We start from the raw sequence: 15755 nt of genomic DNA, 5'->3' as shown, positions 1-15755 counted from the left end.
CGCGCTTCGCGCCGCCAAGAACAGGAACGGTCATCCTAGGTTCGAAGCCAGCAATCGCTGCAGGTCCGCCTCGCTTTGCTTGCGGCGCGCGGCCTGGTCCTGCAACTGGTCATGCCCGATTTTGCCGACGTTGAAGTAGGTCGCGTCGGGATGGCTCAGGTAGAAGCCGCTCACGCTCGCGGCCGGCAGCATCGCCAGGCTTTCGGTCAGCGTCATGCCGATCTCGGCGCAGTTCAGCAGTTCGAACATCGGCTGCTTCACGCTGTGGTCGGGGCAGGCCGGATAGCCCGGCGCCGGGCGGATGCCGCGGTACTTCTCGGCGATCATCTCGTCGTTGCCCAGCGACTCGTCGGGCGCGTAGCCCCACAGGTCGGTCCGCACGCGATGGTGCATCGCCTCGGCGAAGGCCTCGGCCAGCCGGTCGGCCAGCGCCTTGAGCATGATCGCCGAATAGTCGTCGAGGTCGTCGATGAAGTACTTCTCCTTCTTGTCGACGCCGATGCCGGCGGTCACCGCGAACAGGCCCACGTAGTCCTTCAGGCCGCTCTCGCGCGGCGCGACGAAATCGGCGAGGCAGCGGCTCGGGCGCATCACGCCATCGACCATCTGCTTCTCGGTCTGCTGGCGCAGGCCCCACCAGGTGAGGGCGGCCTCGGCGCGCGACTCGTCGGTGTAGAGCGTGATGTCGTCGTCGTTCACGGTGTTCGCCGGCCAGAAGCCGACCACGCCGCTCGCGGTGAGCCAGCGGCCTTCGATCAATCGCTTGAGCATGCGCTGGCCGTCGCCGTACACGCGCACCGCCTCGGTGCCGACGATCTCGTCTTTCAGGATCGCGGGGAAAGGCCCGGCCAGGTCCCAGGTCTGGAAGAACGGCCCCCAGTCGATGTACTTCGCGAGCTCGCTCAGGTCGAAGTTGCGGAACACCCGGCGGCCGGTGAACTTCGGCACCGGCGGCACGTAGCCCGACCAGTCGATCGGCGTCTTGTTGGCGCGCGCCTTCGCGAGCGGCCACAGCGGCACCTGCTTCTTGTTGGCGTGCAGTTGCCGGACCTTCTCGTAGTCGACGTTGATCTCGTCGATGTAGCTCGCCGCCTGCTCCGACAACAGCGACTGCGCCACGCTGACGCTGCGCGAGGCGTCGGGCACGTAGACCACCGGGCCCTCGTAGTTGGGCGCGATCTTCACCGCGGTGTGCACGCGGCTGGTGGTCGCGCCGCCGATCAAGAGCGGGATCTTGCGCACGCGGAAGTGGTCGTCCTTCTGCATCTCGCCGGCCACGTACTGCATCTCCTCGAGGCTCGGCGTGATCAGGCCCGACAGGCCCACGATGTCCGCGCCCTCGACCTTGGCGCGCGCGAGGATCTCGTGGCACGGGACCATCACGCCCATGTTCACCACCTCGAAGTTGTTGCACTGGAGCACGACCGTGACGATGTTCTTGCCGATGTCGTGCACGTCGCCCTTGACGGTGGCGATGATGATCTTGCCCTTGGTCCGCACGTCGCGGCCGGCGGCTTCGTCCTGGCGCTTTTCTTCCTCGATGTAGGGGATGAGGTGCGCCACGGCCGACTTCATCACGCGGGCCGACTTCACCACCTGCGGCAGGAACATCTTGCCCTGGCCGAAGAGGTCGCCCACGATGTTCATGCCGTCCATCAGCGGACCTTCGATCACGTGCAGCGGGCGGCCGCCCTTGGCGATCATCGCCTGGTAGGCCTCCTCCGTGTCCTCCACGATGAAGTCGGTGATGCCGTGCACCATCGCGTGCGACAGCCGCTGCTGGACCGACACCGGATGCTCCGCCGTGCCGCGCCATTCGAGCTTCTTGCCTTCGTCCTTGGCGCCGCTCTTGGCGCTTTCCGCAACTTCGACCAGCCGCTCACCGGCATCGGGACGGCGGTTGAGCACCACGTCCTCCACGCGCTCGCGCAGCTCGGGCTCGAGGTCGTCATAGACGCCGACCATGCCAGCGTTGACGATGCCCATGTCCATGCCCGCCTTGATCGCGTGGTACAGGAACACCGTGTGGATCGCTTCGCGCACCGGGTCGTTGCCGCGGAAGCTGAAGCTCACGTTCGACACGCCGCCCGACACCTTCGCGCCCGGCAGGTTCTGCTTGATCCAGCGCGTGGCCTCGATGAAGTCGACCGCGTAGTTGTTGTGCTCCTCGATGCCGGTGGCGATCGCGAAGATGTTGGGGTCGAAAATGATGTCCTCGGCCGGGAAGTCGACCTCGTCGACCAGGATGCGGTAGGCGCGCTCGCAGATCTCGATCTTGCGCTCGTAGGTGTCGGCCTGCCCCTTCTCGTCGAAGGCCATCACCACCGCCGCCGCGCCGTAGCGGCGCAAGAGGCGCGCGTGCTGCCTGAACTGGTCGACGCCCTCCTTCATGCTGATCGAGTTGACGATGCCCTTGCCCTGGATGCAGCGCAGGCCGGCCTCGATCACCTCCCACTTGGAACTGTCGATCATGATCGGCACCCGCGCGATGTCGGGCTCGCTCGCGATCAGGTTCAGGAAGCGCACCATCGCGGCCTTGCTGTCGAGCATGGCCTCGTCCATGTTGATGTCGATCACCTGCGCACCGTTCTCGACCTGCTGGCGCGCGACGGCCAGCGCGTCCTCGAACTGGCCGTTGAGGATCATCCGCGCGAAGGCCTTGGAACCGGTGACGTTGGTGCGCTCGCCGATGTTGACGAACAGTGCGCCCTCCCCGATCTGCACCGGCTCCAGGCCGGAAAGCTTCATGGGAGGAACGAGGATGGAAGAGGATTCGGAAGACATGCGCTCACCTGCGGAAACGAAATCAGGCGAGCGTCGTTGAACCCAAGCCTGACGCCTCGCCCTCGCGCGCAGCGCGAGGGGCGGTGGCGCTGCAACGCTCCTTGGGGAGCGCGGATTTTACGCCGGCTGGGCTTCTCCGGTCGCCGCTGCGGGCAGGCCGAACACCATGTCGAACGCCCAGTTGAAGACGAAGGTGTAGACGAGGAAGAACACGACGAGCCCCAGGTCCATCATCAGCGCCTCCCACAGGCTCACGTTCAGCCACCACGCGAACACCGGCACCAGGAAGGCCACCAGGCCGCCCTCGAAGCCGATCGCGTGCGCGATGCGGCGCCTGACGCTGCGGCCGCGCACCGCCTGGCGGGATTCCCAGCGCTCGAACAGGGCATTGAAGCCCAGGTTCCACAGCACCGCGATGACCGACGCCAGCGCCGCCACCACGCCCGAGTGGCCCATGCCCTGGCCCGACATCAGCGACAGGCCGGCGCTGGCCGCCACGATGGCGATGCCCTCGTAGAGGGTGATATAGACCACGCGACGCTTGAGCCCTTGCATGAAATCGATCCTGTTCTGGTTGCTGTCGGGCTGGACTTTATGTTTCGACGACTGACATATAAAGTCATCTTCTTTCAGTTTCATTGAAAGATCGACGCCATGAGCTTTTCGAGCGAGAACGTGGAGGTCTTCCTGGCGGTCATCGACCATGGCTCGTTCTCGGCCGCCGCGCGGGCGCTGGGCCGGGTGCCGTCGGCGGTCAGCATGGCCATCGCCAACCTCGAGGCGGAGCTCGATCTCCCCCTTTTCGACCGCAGCGGCCGCGAACCGCAGCCGACCGCTGCGGCACGCTCGCTGGAGCCGCAGGCGCGGCTGCTGGCCGCGCAGCTCAAGCAGTTGCAGGTGCAGGCGCTGGCCCTGACCCAGGGGCTCGAGAACCGCCTGACGCTCGCCATCGCCCCTGAGCTGCTGGCCGCGCCCTGGAGCGGCGCATTGGCCGCGCTGGCACAGGAATACCCGCTGCTGGAGGTCGAGGTGCTCGCCGCGCCGCAGGCCGACGCGCTGGCGCTGCTGCACAGCGGGCGCGCGCAGCTCGCGCTGGTCTTCGAGCGGCCCAGCCTCGATGGCCGCGAGGGTTTTCAGGAGGTGGCCAACGACACCATGGTGGCGGTGATGGCGCCCGACCACCCGGTGCTGGCGGCGGCCGGCGGGCGGCTGCGCGAGGCGCACCTGACGACCACGCGGCAGATCGTGGTCGCGGGGCGCGATCTGGCGACCAGCGATCCGCGCTTCGTCTTCGCGCGCCACGTCTGGCGCACCGACAACGCGCTCGCGGCGCTGAGCCTGATCACCGCCGGGCTCGGCTGGGGCTGGCTGCCGCGCAATTTCGCGCGTCCGCATGTCGCGGCGGGTGCGCTGGTCGAGATCCCGTTCGAGAACCTCTCGAACGGACTCGATCTGTGGGTCGACGTGGTGTGGTCCCGCGAGCGCCCGCTGGGACTGGGCGCCCAGCGCTTCGTCGAACTGATCGCGCGCAAGAAGACCTGAACTCGCGAATCAGCGGTCGCCGTGTCCGCGCCCCTGGCCGCGGTCGCCCTGATCGCCGCGGCCGCCGCCCTCGCCATGCCCGCGATGGTTGCCTTGGTCACCACCGCGGCCATGCCCGCCACCCTGATCGCCCCGCGGCTGACCGGCATTCCAATCCGGACGGCCCGGCCCACCCGCGCGGAAGCCGTGATCCGGCGCCGGAGGACGTATCCCGACAGGCGGTGACGGCGGCCGGTGACCCGGATCCACCGGCGGACGGATCCCCATCGGCGGCGCGGGCCTGAAGGCCGCTGCCGGCGGCCGGACCCCTGCGGGCGGGTGGCCACCCGGGCCGAACCCCGGCCAGGGATTCGGCCGCCATGCCGGCACCGGCGCCGGCAGCGGACGCCACCCGGCCACCGGCGGCGGTGGCGGCCTGCCGCCCCACCAGCGCGGCTGGCTGTACCAGGGCCGATCGCGGTAGTAGTCGCCCCAGTAGTTGCCGATCACGAAGGTCACGATCGGCACCCCGATCACCGCGCCATAGGCGGCCAGCGGTACGCGCTGTTCCTCGTAGGCGTAATCGAGGCTGCCCGCATAGGCCCAGCCGCGAAGCCCATCCGGCAACACGACGTCGCACCATCCGAAGCCGGCGGTGCAGCCCATCACCTGCAGCGGCTGGCCCGGCCCCAGCAGCGCGACCAGCGGATAGGCGCTCGAAGGGCCGGCCCGCAGGTTGACGCTGCCCCGCGTGAAGGCCTGTTGTGCCGCCGCAGCGAGCGGAAGCGAGAGTGCGATGGCGCCGATGCCGATCCACCGCCGGGTCAGTTTGTGCATGTATGCGAATCCTTTGCGAAAGCAGGTTAGGTGGGCCGCATTGCCGCTGTCAATCGGACGCGGCCGCCTGCGCCTCCTCAAGCCGCTTCGCGATAGAAGCCGGCGGGATTCAGCCGGCGCCCCGGCACCGGCGACACCGCCTGTCCGATCGCCGCGATGTGCTCGGGCGTGGTGCCGCAGCAGCCACCCACGATGTTGACCAGCCCTTCGGCCGCGAACTCGTGCAAGAGGCGCGAGGTCACCTCCGGCGTCTCGTCGAAGCCGGTCTCGCTCATCGGATTGGGCAGGCCGGCGTTGGGATAGCAGCTGATGAAGGTGTCGTCCGCGACGCGCGCCAGTTCCTGGATATAGGGCCGCATCAGCGCCGCGCCGAGCGCGCAATTGAGGCCGATCGCCAGCGGCTGCGCATGGCGCACGCTGTGCCAGAAGGCGGTCACGGTCTGGCCGCTCAGGATGCGGCCGGAGGCATCGGTCACGGTGCCGCTGATGATGATCGGCAGGCGCTCGCCGCTGGCCTCGAAATACTCGTCGATCGCGAACAGCGCGGCCTTGGCGTTGAGGGTGTCGAAGATGGTTTCGACCAGCAGCACGTCGGCGCCGCCCTGCACCAGCGCCTCGACCTGTTCGTAGTAGGACTCGCGCAGTTCCTCGAAGCTCACGTTGCGCGCGCCCGGATCGTTGACGTCGGGGCTGATGCTCGCGGTCTTCGGCGTCGGGCCGAGCGCGCCGGCCACGAAGCGCGGCTTGTCGGGCGTGCTGAACTTGTCGCAGGCGGCGCGCGCGAGCCTGGCGGATTCGAAATTCATCTCGCGCGCGAGATCGGCCATCTTGTAGTCCTCCTGCGCGATGCGGGTGGCGCCGAAGGTGTTGGTCTCGACGAGGTCGGCGCCGGCAGCCAGATAGCCTTCATGGATGTCGCGGATCACGTCGGGCCGTGTCAGCGACAGCAGCTCGTTGTTGCCCTTCACGTCGCGCGGGAAGTCCTTGAAGCGCTCGCCGCGGTATTGCGCCTCGGTAAGCTTGAAGCGCTGGATCATCGTGCCCATCGCGCCGTCGAGGATGACGATGCGTTGGGCGAGGATCTCGGGCAGCTTCTGGGCGCGGGTGTAGGCGATGGGCTTCATGGACGCGATTGTAGAAAGCGCCCCTTCGCCCGCGACGGCGGCGGGTCTTGTCGCTACGCGCCGAGGATCTCGCGCAGCGCTGCAACGAAGCGCGCGTTGTCGTTGGCGCTGCCGATCGAGACGCGGATGAAGTTCTCGAAGCCCGGCTCCTTCCACGGCTTGACGATGATGCCGCGCGCGAGCAGCGCCTCGTTGACCGGCCCGTTGGGTCGCGCCAGATCGATGAAGAGGAAGTTCGCCGCCGAGGGCGCGATGCGCATGCCGGGCACGGCCATGGCACGCAGCGCGCGTTCCATCGCTTCGCGCTCTTTCACCGTTTCGGCCACCGCCTGCGCCATGAAAGACGTATCGGCCCAGGCCGCCTGCGCGGCGGCCTGGGCGGCCTCGTTGACGTTGAACGGCGTGCGCACGCGATCGAGCCATTGGATCAGCGCGGCGTCCGAAGCGATGCCGTAGCCGACGCGCAGCCCCGCGAGCCCCCAGGCCTTCGAGAAGGTGCGCAGCACGATCCACGGACGCGACTGCTCACGCAGCATCGCCAGCGCGTCGGGGAAGCCGCTCGCGAGGCGGGCGTATTCGTAATAGGCCTCGTCGACGACCAGCAGCGTGCCGGCCGGCGTGGCTTCGAGCAAACGCGCGAAGGCTTTCGCATCGAACATGCAGCCCACCGGGTTCGAGGGATTGGCGATCATCGCCATCTTCGTTCCGCGCGCCAGCGCCTCGCACCAGGCATCGAGGTCGAACGCCAGCGTGGGCGTGAGCGCCAGCAGCTCGACCTGCGCGCCCATCATGCGCGGATAGATCTCGTGCAGGCCGAAGGCCGGCCGCTGGGTGAGCACGCGGTCGCCGGGCGACAGGAAGGCCTGGCAGAGCATCTGCAGGATCGACTCGGAGCCGTTGCCGATGACGATCTGTTCGGCACGCGCCCCCGTGCGCTCGGCGATGGCCGATCGCAGCGCGGTGCAGTTCGCGTCCGGGTACGTGCCCACGCGCAGCGCGAGATCGGCCAGGGCACGGCCCACCAGCGGGCTCGCGCCGAAGGGGTTCTCGTTGCTCGCAAGACGCGCGATGTCCAGGACGCCATAGCGCGAGCGCACGGCTTCCGACGACAGGCCGGCGTTGTAGGGCGGCAGCCCCGGCACTTCGGGACGGACGAGTTCCTGGATGGCGGATGCGTTCATGGGTGGAGAGCCTTTGCGAGCGTTCAGGACCGGCGCGCTTCGACGAACTGCAGCACCGCTTCGAGCATGCGTCGCACATGCGGCTGCACGCGCGCCGCGACCTCTGGCAGGTAGTCGAAGGGCAAGGCCTCCTGCATGTAGCTGCACTGCGTCATCTCGAGCTGCACCGCATGCACGCCCTCTGCCGGCTGGCCGTGGTGGCGCGTGATGTAGCCGCCGGTGAAGCGGCCGTTGAGCACGCTGGTGAAGCCGCTCGCTTGCTTCGCGATGCCGAGCAGGGTCTGGGCGAGCGCCGGATCGCAGCTCGCACCCTGCGCGGTGCCGAGATTCAGATCGGTCAGCCGGCCTTCGAAGAAGCGCGGCAGCACCGAGCGGATCGAGTGCGCATCCCACAGCGCCGCGATGCCGTGCTGCGCCTTGATGCGCGCCAGCTCTTCGGCGAGCTGCCGGTGATAGGGCTGCCAGATGGCTTCGCGGCGCGCGGCGATCTCGGCCTCGTCCGGAACGTCGCCGGCGGCATAGAGCGGCGTGTCGTCGAAGGTGTCGACCGGGCAGAGGCCGGTGACGCTCTGGCCCGGATAGAGGCTCGCGCCATCCGGCGGCCGGTTCAGGTCGACCACATAGCGCGAGTGCGTCGCGACCAGCACCGAGGCGCCCAGTTCGTCGGCGAAATCGTAGAGGCGTTCGAGGTGCCAGTCGGTGTCGGGCACCTGCCGGGCTTCGTCGGTCAGGCGTGCCGCGAGCTGCGGCGGAACATGCGTGCCGACGTGCGGCATCGAGATCAGCAGCGGGCGTGTCCCGCGGCGGAAGCGGAACGGCGGTTCGGTGGTGGTGAAAGGCATGGGATCAGTCCTTGGCAAGAAGTTGGCTGCGTACCGCCACGAAAGCGGCGGCCGCCTCGCGGTGCAGCGCGTGGCGGGCCGAAGTGACGCGCGGCTGGCCGCCGACGAACACCGCATCGAGCGCACAGCTGCGATGGCTCGCGAACACATGCGACGACAGCATCTCCGGCGCCGCGAGCCCCTGCAGCGCGACGTGCGATGCATCGAGAACCACGAAGTCGGCCTGCTGCCCCACCGCAAGCCCGCCAACCGGACGGCCCGCGGCCTGCGCGCCACCCTGTAGCGCGGAAAGCGTCAGCGCGGTCGCGACCTCGCGATGCACGGCATCGGCGCCCACGTTGCGTTGGCGTGTGGAGAGGCGCTGGCCGTACTCCAGCATCATCAGTTCCTCGGCCGCGTTCACGCAGGCATGGCTGTCGGAGCCCACGCCCCAGCGGCCGCCGGCCGCGCGCCACGCATTGAAGTCGAAGATGCCGTCGCCGAGATTGGCCTCGGTGGTCAGGCACAGGCCCGCGACCGCGCCGCTGGCCGCCGCACGCCGGTATTCGTCGGCATCCATGTGCGTCGCATGGACGAGGCACCAGCGCGCATCGACCGGCGCGTGGTCGAGCAGCCAGGCCACTGGACGCTGGCCGCTCCAGGCGAGGCAGGCATCGACCTCGGCCGTCTGTTCGGCGATATGGATATGCACCGGCGCGGAAGGGTCGATCGCATCGAGGCCTGCCAATGCATCGCGCAGCCCCTCGGGCGGCACCGCACGCAGCGAATGCGGCGCGAGGCCGAGGCGTGCGCCCTGCGCCTCGCAGGCGGGGCGCAGGCGTTCGAGCAGCCGCAGCATCGAATCGGTCGAACGGATGAAGCGCCGCTGGCCTTCGCTCGGCGCCAGGCCGCCGAAGCCGCTGGCCTGGTAGAGCACCGGCAGCAGCGTGAGCCCGATGCCGGCGCGCCCGGCGGCCCGCAGCAGCGCGAGCGACAACTCGGCGTCATCGGCGTACGGCCGGCCGTCGGCATCGTGATGCAGGTAGTGGAACTCGCACACCGAGGTGTAGCCCGCTTCGAGCATCTCGACATAGAGCCAGGTCGCGATCGCCTCCACCTGCCCGGGCGAGATCTTCGCGGCGAAGCGGTACATCCGCGTGCGCCAGCTCCAGAAGCTGTCCTGCCCCTCGCCGCGAAATTCGGTGAGGCCGGCGAAGGCGCGCTGGAAGGCATGCGAATGCAGGTTGGGCATGCCGGGCAGCACCGGACCGGCAGCGCGCGGCGTGTTGCCCGTCGGCGCGATGCCGGGCGTGACCGCCAAGAGCTTGCCCGCGGCGTCCCATTCGATGAGCACGTCGCGCGCCCAGCCGGTGGGCAGCAGCGCATCGGCTGCGAAGAGCCTCTGTGCGGTGTCAGCCAAGGGTGACCTCCTTCTTCGCGATGCGCCCCTGCCGGACGATGGTGCGCGCAGGCTGCTGGCCGAACCAGTACGCGAGCTCCGCGCTGTCGCGCAGTTGCCAGAGCACGAAGTTCGCGGGCCGTCCGACGCCGATCGCGCCGTGCGTGTCCTGCAGGCCCAGCGCGCTCGCCGCGTGCCGCGTGATGCCGGCGATCGCTTCGGGCACGGTCAGGCGGAACAGCGTGCAGGCCATGTTGGCCATCAGCAGCAGGCTCAGCGCGGGCGAGGTGCCCGGGTTGTGGTCGGTGGAAACGGCCATCGGGACACCGGCAGTTCGCAGCGCCTCGATGGGCGGCAGGTGCGTGTCGCGCAGCGTGTAGTAGGCGCCGGGCAGCAGGACGGCGACCGTTCCGGCCTCCCGCATCGCCGCGATGCCCTCGGCCGACAGGTGCTCGATGTGGTCGCACGACAGGGCGCCGTAGCGCGCCGCGAGGGCGGCGCCGCCCATGTCCGACAGCTGCTCGGCGTGCAGCTTGACCGGCAGCCCCAGCGCTTTCGCGGCCTGGAACACGCGCTCGGTTTCCTGCAGCGAGAAGGCGATGCGCTCGCAGAACACATCGACCGCATCCACGAGCCCTTCGGCCGCCAGTGCGGGCAGCATCTGCTGGCAGACGAGCTCGACGTACTCGCCTTGTCGGCCGGCGTATTCGGACGGCAAGGCGTGCGCACCGAGGAAGGTCGTGCGCACCGTCACGCCATAGGCTTCGCCGAGCCGGCGCGCGACGCGCAACTGCTTGCGCTCATGTTCGAGCGCGAGGCCATAGCCCGACTTGATCTCGATCGCGCAGACGCCTTCGGCCAGCAGTTGTTCGAGCCGGCCGGCCGCTTGCGCGTAGAGCATGTCCTCGTCCGCTTCGCGCGTGGCGCGCACCGAGGACACGATGCCGCCGCCGGCTTTGGCGACTTCCTCGTAGGTCGCGCCGGCGAGACGCATCGCGAATTCGTTGGCACGTTGTCCGCCGTAGACCAGATGCGTGTGGCAATCGACGAGGCCGGGGGTGACGAGCGCATCGCCGCCGTCGAAACGCGGCAGCGCGGCGAACTGGGCCGGCACGGCGTCGCCGCGGCCGACCCACGCGATCGTTCCTTGGGCCACGACGATTGCTGCATCGCCATCGATGGCCGGGCCGTCCGCCAGCGCGCCGGGCGCGACGCGCAGCCGCTGCCAGACGCCATCGGCCGAGGGGAGTTCGGAGTGCTTCATGGGGTTCAGCTCCCTGACGTGGTGAATCGCACCGCGACCAATGCGGCGCCGGAATCGAGAGGATCGGCCTGCCATTCCGCAGGCTCGCCATCCCACCAGACACCAGCGCCCGCTTCGCAGTCGATGTCGTTCAATCGCCACGCGCCGCGAAGCGCCAACAGAAGTCCGTGCGCTGCGACTGCGACGTCGCCGCGTTCCTGCAGCACGCGCACATCGGCGCGCAGCCGGCCCCGCCGCGACATCACGTTGAAGTCGGTCGACGGGCCGCCCAGCAGTTCGCCATCGAGCGCCACGCCGCCATCGAAGGCGAACGGCGCATGCGGCACGTCGAGCCGATGATCGATGCGGCCGTCCCGCGAGCGCAGCCGCACGCCCGCACCGTCCAGCAGCATGATCACGCGGTCCACGCCGTCGAAGGCCGAGAACGGCCCCGCCCGATCGATGGTCGCGATGCTGACGCGCCAGTCGAAGCGCTCCATGCCCGCGCCTGCCGGCGAGCACACGATCTCGCGCGTGACGCCGCCGCCGTTCTTCCACGGGCTGGCGGCGAGCGAAGCGATGTCGAAGCGGTGGACGGCCACGTGCTTACTTGATCATCGGCAGGTTCAGGCCCTGCTTCTTCGCGGTCGCGATCGCGATCTCGTAGCCGGCATCGGCATGGCGCATCACGCCGGTGGCCGGGTCGTTGAACAGCACCCGCTCGATGCGCCTGGCCGCCGCATCGGTGCCATCGCAGACGATCACCACGCCGGAGTGCTGCGAATAGCCCATGCCGACGCCGCCGCCATGGTGCAGGCTGACCCAGGTGGCGCCGCCCGCGGTGTTGAGCAGCGCGTTGAGCAGCGGCCAGTCGGAGACCGCATCGGTGCCGTCCTTCATCGCCTCGGTCTCGCGGTTGGGGCTGGCGACCGAGCCGGTGTCGAGGTGGTCGCGGCCGATCACGATCGGGCCCTTGAGCTCGCCGTTCTTCACCATCTCGTTGAACGCGAGGCCTGCCTTGTGGCGCTCGCCCAGGCCCAGCCAGCAGATGCGCGCCGGCAGGCCCTGGAATGCGATGCGCTCGCGCGCCATGTCGAGCCAGCGGTGGGTGTGCTTGTTCTCGGGGAACAGTTCCTTGATCTTCGCGTCGGTCTTGTAGATGTCCTCCGGATCGCCCGAGAGCGCGACCCAGCGGAACGGGCCCTTGCCTTCGCAGAAGAGCGGACGGATGTAGGCCGGCACGAAGCCCGGGAAGTCGAAGGCGTTCTTCACGCCTTCGTCGAACGCGACCTGGCGGATGTTGTTGCCGTAGTCGACCGTCGGGATGCCCATCGCCTGGAAGTCGAGCATGGCCTGCACGTGCACCGCGCAGGACCTGGCTGCCGCCTGCGTGAGGCGCGCGTGCTCGGCCGGGTCCTGCTGCGCGGCCTTCCATTGGGCCACGGTCCAGCCGATCGGCAGGTAGCCGTTGATGAGGTCGTGCGCCGAGGTCTGGTCGGTCACGAGGTCGGGCCGGATGCCGCCGGCCTCCGCGCGCTTCACCAGTTCCGGCAGGATCTCGGCCGCGTTGCCCAGCAGCGCGATCGAGACCGCTTCCTTTTTCGCCGTGTGGTGCTGGATGAGCGCGATCGCGTCGTCGATGTCCCTGGCCTGCTTGTCGACATAGCGGGTGCGCAGGCGGAAGTCGATGCTCGACTGCTGGCATTCGATGTTCAGCGACACCGCGCCCGCGAGCGTGGCGGCCAGCGGCTGCGCGCCGCCCATGCCGCCGAGGCCGGCCGTGAGGATCCACTTGCCGCTCAGGTCGTTGTCGTAGTGCTGGCGGCCGGCTTCGACGAAGGTCTCGAAGGTGCCCTGCACGATGCCCTGGCTGCCGATGTAGATCCAGCTGCCGGCCGTCATCTGGCCGTACATGAAGAGGCCCTTGCGGTCGAGTTCGTTGAAGTGCTCCCAGTTGGCCCACTTCGGCACGAGGTTGGAGTTGGCCAGCAGCACGCGCGGCGCATCGGCATGCGTCTTGAACACGCCCACCGGCTTGCCCGACTGGATCAGCAGCGTCTCGTCGTCATCGAGTTCCTTGAGCGTCGCGAGGATCTGGTCGAAGCATGCCCAGTCGCGCGCCGCGCGGCCGATGCCGCCATAGACCACGAGGCTCTGCGGGTTCTCGGCCACGTCGGGGTCGAGGTTGTTCTGCAGCATGCGGAACGGCGCCTCGGTGAGCCAGCTCTTGCAGTGGAGCTGGCTGCCGCGCGGCGCGCGGATCACGCGGGTCGGATCATGACGGGGGTCGGCGGGCTTGGCGGCGAGGAACTTGTCGGGAGCGTTCATGGCATGGTGTCCTTTCGTGTGACGGAGCTTGTTCGTTGAATCAGGCTTGGCTCGGCAGCATCGAGCGCACGGCCTCGGGCCAGTCGCTGCGGCGCGCCCAGCTGCGCATGGCTTCGATGGAGGGCGCGAGGAAGCGGTCCTGGTCGATGAAGGCGACGCGCTCGCGGATGGCGGCGAATTCGGCTTCGAGCAGCGGGGAAGACTTCGGACCGCGCTTGAGCTCGATGCCCTGCGCGGCGGCCATGGCTTCGATGCCCACGACGACGGCGGTGTTCTGCACCATGTCCGCGAGGCGGCGGCCGGCGAAGGTCGCCATCGACACATGGTCCTCCTGGTTGGCGGAAGTCGGCAGGCTGTCGACGCTGGCCGGATGCGCGAGCGACTTGTTCTCGGACGCGAGCGCCGCGGCCGTGACCTGCGCGATCATGAAGCCCGAGTTGACGCCGCCGTCGCGCACCAGGAAAGGCGGCAGGCCCGAAAGGCCGCTGTCGAGCAGGAGCGCCATGCGGCGCTCGGAGATCGCCCCGATCTCGGCGACCGCGAGCGCGATGATGTCGGCCGCGAAGGCCACCGGCTCGGCGTGGAAGTTGCCGCCCGAGATCACGTCGCCGGCACCGGAGGTGCCTTCCGGCCCAGCGAAGACCAGCGGGTTGTCCGAAGCGGCATTGGCTTCGGTGCGCAGCACCCGCGCCGCATGCGCGAGGTTGTCGAGGCAGGCGCCCATCACCTGCGGGACGCAGCGGATGGAATACGGGTCCTGCACGCGGCCGCAATCGGCGTGCGACGGGACGATCTCGCTGCCATCGAGCAGCGCGCGCATCGCGGCCGCCACCGCGATCTGGCCCGGCTGGCCGCGCGCGATGTGGATGCGCGCGTCGAAGGGCTTGACCGACCCCTGGATGGCTTCGAGCGACAAGGCGCCGGCCATGATGCCGGCCGCGAACACGTCCTCGGCGCCGAAGAGGCCCGCCAGCGCCAGCGCGGTCGACACCTGCGTGCCGTTGAGCAGCGCCAGGCCTTCCTTGGGGCCGAGCACGAAGGGCGCGATGCCGATGCGCTTGAGCGCTTCGGCGCCGCCGATCACCTCGCCCTGCGGCGTCGTGACTTCACCTTCGCCGATGAGCACGCAGGCCAGATGCGCGAGCGGCGCCAGGTCGCCCGACGCGCCGACCGAGCCCTTCGACGGAATGCGCGGCGAGAGACCCGCGTTGCACAGCGCCAGCAGCGCATCGACGATCTCCGGGCGCACGCCCGAATGGCCGCGCGCCAGGCTCACCGCCTTGGTCGCGAGCACCAGACGCACCACGCCGGCATCGAGCGGCTCGCCGGTGCCGCAGGCGTGCGAGAGCACGAGGTTGCGCTGCAGCTCGGCGAGGCGCTCGGTCGGGATGATGGTCTGCGCGAGCTTGCCGAAGCCGGTGTTGATGCCATAGACCACGGCCCCGGCATCGATGATCTTGCGGACCGTGGCCTGCGCGGCGACCAGGCCGGCACGCGCGGACGGCGCCAGTGCGAGCTGCACGCCGCCGGCATGCACGCGGCGCAGCGCCGCGAGATCGACCTCGCCGGGCGTCAGCACGATGGGTGCGGTGGTGAGAGAAGCGTTGTCCATACGATGATCCTGTCTATACAAGTAGGTGCGTCAAAAACTGGCGGCCGGGGATGCGCGGCCTAGCCGATGCTCGGATTGCCGTCGGCGCGGAATCGGCTGCCGAGCCGATAGCGCGAGGCCGGGTGCAGGCAGCGCACCATCGTCACGGGGACGGTGCGCGTCCAGGTGCGGCGCGTGAGCAGCAGGCAGGGGTCGCTCGCCGGCATGTCGAGGCGCTCGGCCTGCTCGGGCGTGGGCAGGACCGCATCGACCACATGTTCGATCTGGTCGAAGGGCACGTTGCGCACGAGGTATTCGCTCGGCGGGATCTCCGAGAAGTCCTGCTCCAGAAAGTCCGGCACCACGCGCGGATTGACATAGCGGTCCTCGAGCTGCACCGGCACATCGTTCTCGAGGTGCAGGCACACGGTATGGAAGACCGACTCGCCGGGCCGCAGGTCGAGCCACACCGCGATATCGGGCGATGCGGCGATGCGCTCGGCCACGAGGAACTCGCAGCGGTAGTCGTGGCCGCGCGCGCGGATCTCGCTCGCGATGTTGGCGATCTGCAGCAGCGTGGACTGCGGCTTGTCCTCGGCGACGAAGCTGCCCACGCCGGCCACGCGCACGATGCGGCCCTGCTCCACCAGCTCGCGCAGCGCGCGGTTCACCGTCATGCGGGCGACGCCGAACTGCGCGACCAGTTCGCTCTCCGAAGGCAGCCGATGGCCTGCCACCCACGAGCCGTCCTGGATCTTGTGCGTGATGAAGGACTTGATCTGCTCGTACAGCGCCATCGCGGGCTGCGCCGAATTCGCTGCAGCGCGCGGCTCGGCCCCCGCATGGCGGGTGGCGGTCGTGCGTGCATCGGCGGGCTTGCGAAGGCTGGAGGCGGTCATGGCTGTGGTTTCGTGAATGCGGACGGA

13 protein-coding genes and 1 riboswitch are annotated in these 15755 nt (G+C 69.1%); of the genes, 1 reads left to right on the top strand and 12 read right to left on the bottom strand.

The features are described 5' to 3' along the window. Positions 1 to 30 precede the first annotated feature (30 nt). The gene (metH, locus tag VAR608DRAFT_RS00905; RefSeq protein WP_088952355.1) at positions 31 to 2784 is read right to left on the bottom strand and encodes a methionine synthase; all 2754 of its coding nucleotides are present in this window, start codon (positions 2782 to 2784) and stop codon (positions 31 to 33) included. A gap of 21 nt (positions 2785 to 2805) precedes the next feature. Continuing rightward, a riboswitch (S-adenosyl-L-homocysteine riboswitch) is annotated at positions 2806 to 2891 on the bottom strand. Between the two features lie 10 nt (positions 2892 to 2901). Continuing rightward, complete coding sequence (locus VAR608DRAFT_RS00900) at positions 2902 to 3339, bottom strand: PACE efflux transporter (protein ID WP_088952354.1); 438 nt, start codon at positions 3337 to 3339, stop codon at positions 2902 to 2904. Positions 3340 to 3438: 99 nt separating this feature from the next. Between VAR608DRAFT_RS00900 and VAR608DRAFT_RS00895 the strand changes: the two genes are divergently transcribed. Continuing rightward, entirely contained in the window at positions 3439 to 4326 is an 888-nt protein-coding gene (locus VAR608DRAFT_RS00895) for a LysR family transcriptional regulator (RefSeq protein WP_088952353.1), read from the top strand. A gap of 9 nt (positions 4327 to 4335) precedes the next feature. Here the strand turns inward: VAR608DRAFT_RS00895 and VAR608DRAFT_RS00890 are convergent, their stop codons facing one another. The 10 genes from VAR608DRAFT_RS00890 to hutC form a co-directional block, all read right to left on the bottom strand. After that, positions 4336 to 5142: an SH3 domain-containing protein gene (locus VAR608DRAFT_RS00890; protein WP_088952352.1), complete on the bottom strand. Its 807-nt coding sequence runs from the start codon at positions 5140 to 5142 to the stop codon at positions 4336 to 4338. A gap of 77 nt (positions 5143 to 5219) precedes the next feature. Continuing rightward, on the bottom strand, positions 5220 to 6266 hold the full coding sequence (locus tag VAR608DRAFT_RS00885; RefSeq protein WP_088952351.1) for a homocysteine S-methyltransferase family protein: 1047 nt from the start codon (positions 6264 to 6266) through the stop codon (positions 5220 to 5222). A gap of 53 nt (positions 6267 to 6319) precedes the next feature. Further along, positions 6320 to 7447, bottom strand: a complete 1128-nt coding sequence (locus tag VAR608DRAFT_RS00880; RefSeq protein WP_088952350.1) for a histidinol-phosphate transaminase — start codon at positions 7445 to 7447, stop codon at positions 6320 to 6322. 23 nt (positions 7448 to 7470) lie between these two features. Then, on the bottom strand, positions 7471 to 8289 hold the full coding sequence (gene hutG / locus VAR608DRAFT_RS00875) for an N-formylglutamate deformylase (RefSeq protein WP_088952349.1): 819 nt from the start codon (positions 8287 to 8289) through the stop codon (positions 7471 to 7473). 4 nt (positions 8290 to 8293) lie between these two features. Beyond that, positions 8294 to 9688 carry a formimidoylglutamate deiminase gene (locus VAR608DRAFT_RS00870; RefSeq protein ID WP_088952348.1) on the bottom strand — a complete coding sequence of 465 codons (1395 nt, stop codon included), beginning with the start codon at positions 9686 to 9688 and terminating at the stop codon, positions 8294 to 8296. Then, positions 9681 to 10931 (bottom strand): imidazolonepropionase, encoded by a 1251-nt coding sequence (hutI, locus tag VAR608DRAFT_RS00865; protein ID WP_088952347.1) that lies wholly within the window; start codon positions 10929 to 10931, stop codon positions 9681 to 9683. Before hutI ends, VAR608DRAFT_RS00870 begins: the two co-directional genes overlap by 8 nt. Positions 10932 to 10936: 5 nt before the next feature. Then, positions 10937 to 11512 (bottom strand): HutD/Ves family protein, encoded by a 576-nt coding sequence (locus tag VAR608DRAFT_RS00860; RefSeq protein ID WP_088952346.1) that lies wholly within the window; start codon positions 11510 to 11512, stop codon positions 10937 to 10939. Between the two features lie 4 nt (positions 11513 to 11516). Next, on the bottom strand, positions 11517 to 13238 hold the full coding sequence (hutU, locus tag VAR608DRAFT_RS00855; RefSeq protein ID WP_088952345.1) for a urocanate hydratase: 1722 nt from the start codon (positions 13236 to 13238) through the stop codon (positions 11517 to 11519). Between the two features lie 40 nt (positions 13239 to 13278). Further along, a complete protein-coding gene (hutH, locus tag VAR608DRAFT_RS00850; RefSeq protein WP_088952344.1) occupies positions 13279 to 14850 on the bottom strand; it encodes a histidine ammonia-lyase in 1572 nt (523 codons plus the stop codon). Positions 14851 to 14909: 59 nt separating this feature from the next. Next, positions 14910 to 15626 carry a histidine utilization repressor gene (hutC, locus tag VAR608DRAFT_RS00845; protein ID WP_231973635.1) on the bottom strand — a complete coding sequence of 239 codons (717 nt, stop codon included), beginning with the start codon at positions 15624 to 15626 and terminating at the stop codon, positions 14910 to 14912. Positions 15627 to 15755: the final 129 nt, after the last annotated feature.

Source organism: Variovorax sp. HW608 (genome assembly GCF_900090195.1).
Lineage (GTDB): Bacteria > Pseudomonadota > Gammaproteobacteria > Burkholderiales > Burkholderiaceae_C > Variovorax.
The sequence above is the reverse complement of the archived record's forward strand: the minus strand, read 5'-3'. Positions and strand labels throughout refer to the sequence as shown.

Excerpts from the sequence above, each read along its gene's own strand:
- metH (WP_088952355.1), bottom strand. The coding sequence starts at position 2,784 with ATGTCTTCCGAATCCTCTTCCATCCTCGTTCCTCCCATGAAGCTTTCC.
- VAR608DRAFT_RS00900 (WP_088952354.1), bottom strand. The coding sequence starts at position 3,339 with ATGCAAGGGCTCAAGCGTCGCGTGGTCTATATCACCCTCTACGAGGGC.
- VAR608DRAFT_RS00895 (WP_088952353.1), top strand. The coding sequence starts at position 3,439 with ATGAGCTTTTCGAGCGAGAACGTGGAGGTCTTCCTGGCGGTCATCGAC.
- VAR608DRAFT_RS00890 (WP_088952352.1), bottom strand. The coding sequence starts at position 5,142 with ATGCACAAACTGACCCGGCGGTGGATCGGCATCGGCGCCATCGCACTC.
- VAR608DRAFT_RS00885 (WP_088952351.1), bottom strand. The coding sequence starts at position 6,266 with ATGAAGCCCATCGCCTACACCCGCGCCCAGAAGCTGCCCGAGATCCTC.
- VAR608DRAFT_RS00880 (WP_088952350.1), bottom strand. The coding sequence starts at position 7,447 with ATGAACGCATCCGCCATCCAGGAACTCGTCCGTCCCGAAGTGCCGGGG.
- hutG (WP_088952349.1), bottom strand. The coding sequence starts at position 8,289 with ATGCCTTTCACCACCACCGAACCGCCGTTCCGCTTCCGCCGCGGGACA.
- hutI (WP_088952347.1), bottom strand. The coding sequence starts at position 10,931 with ATGAAGCACTCCGAACTCCCCTCGGCCGATGGCGTCTGGCAGCGGCTG.
- hutU (WP_088952345.1), bottom strand. The coding sequence starts at position 13,238 with ATGAACGCTCCCGACAAGTTCCTCGCCGCCAAGCCCGCCGACCCCCGT.
- hutH (WP_088952344.1), bottom strand. The coding sequence starts at position 14,850 with ATGGACAACGCTTCTCTCACCACCGCACCCATCGTGCTGACGCCCGGC.
- hutC (WP_231973635.1), bottom strand. The coding sequence starts at position 15,626 with ATGGCGCTGTACGAGCAGATCAAGTCCTTCATCACGCACAAGATCCAG.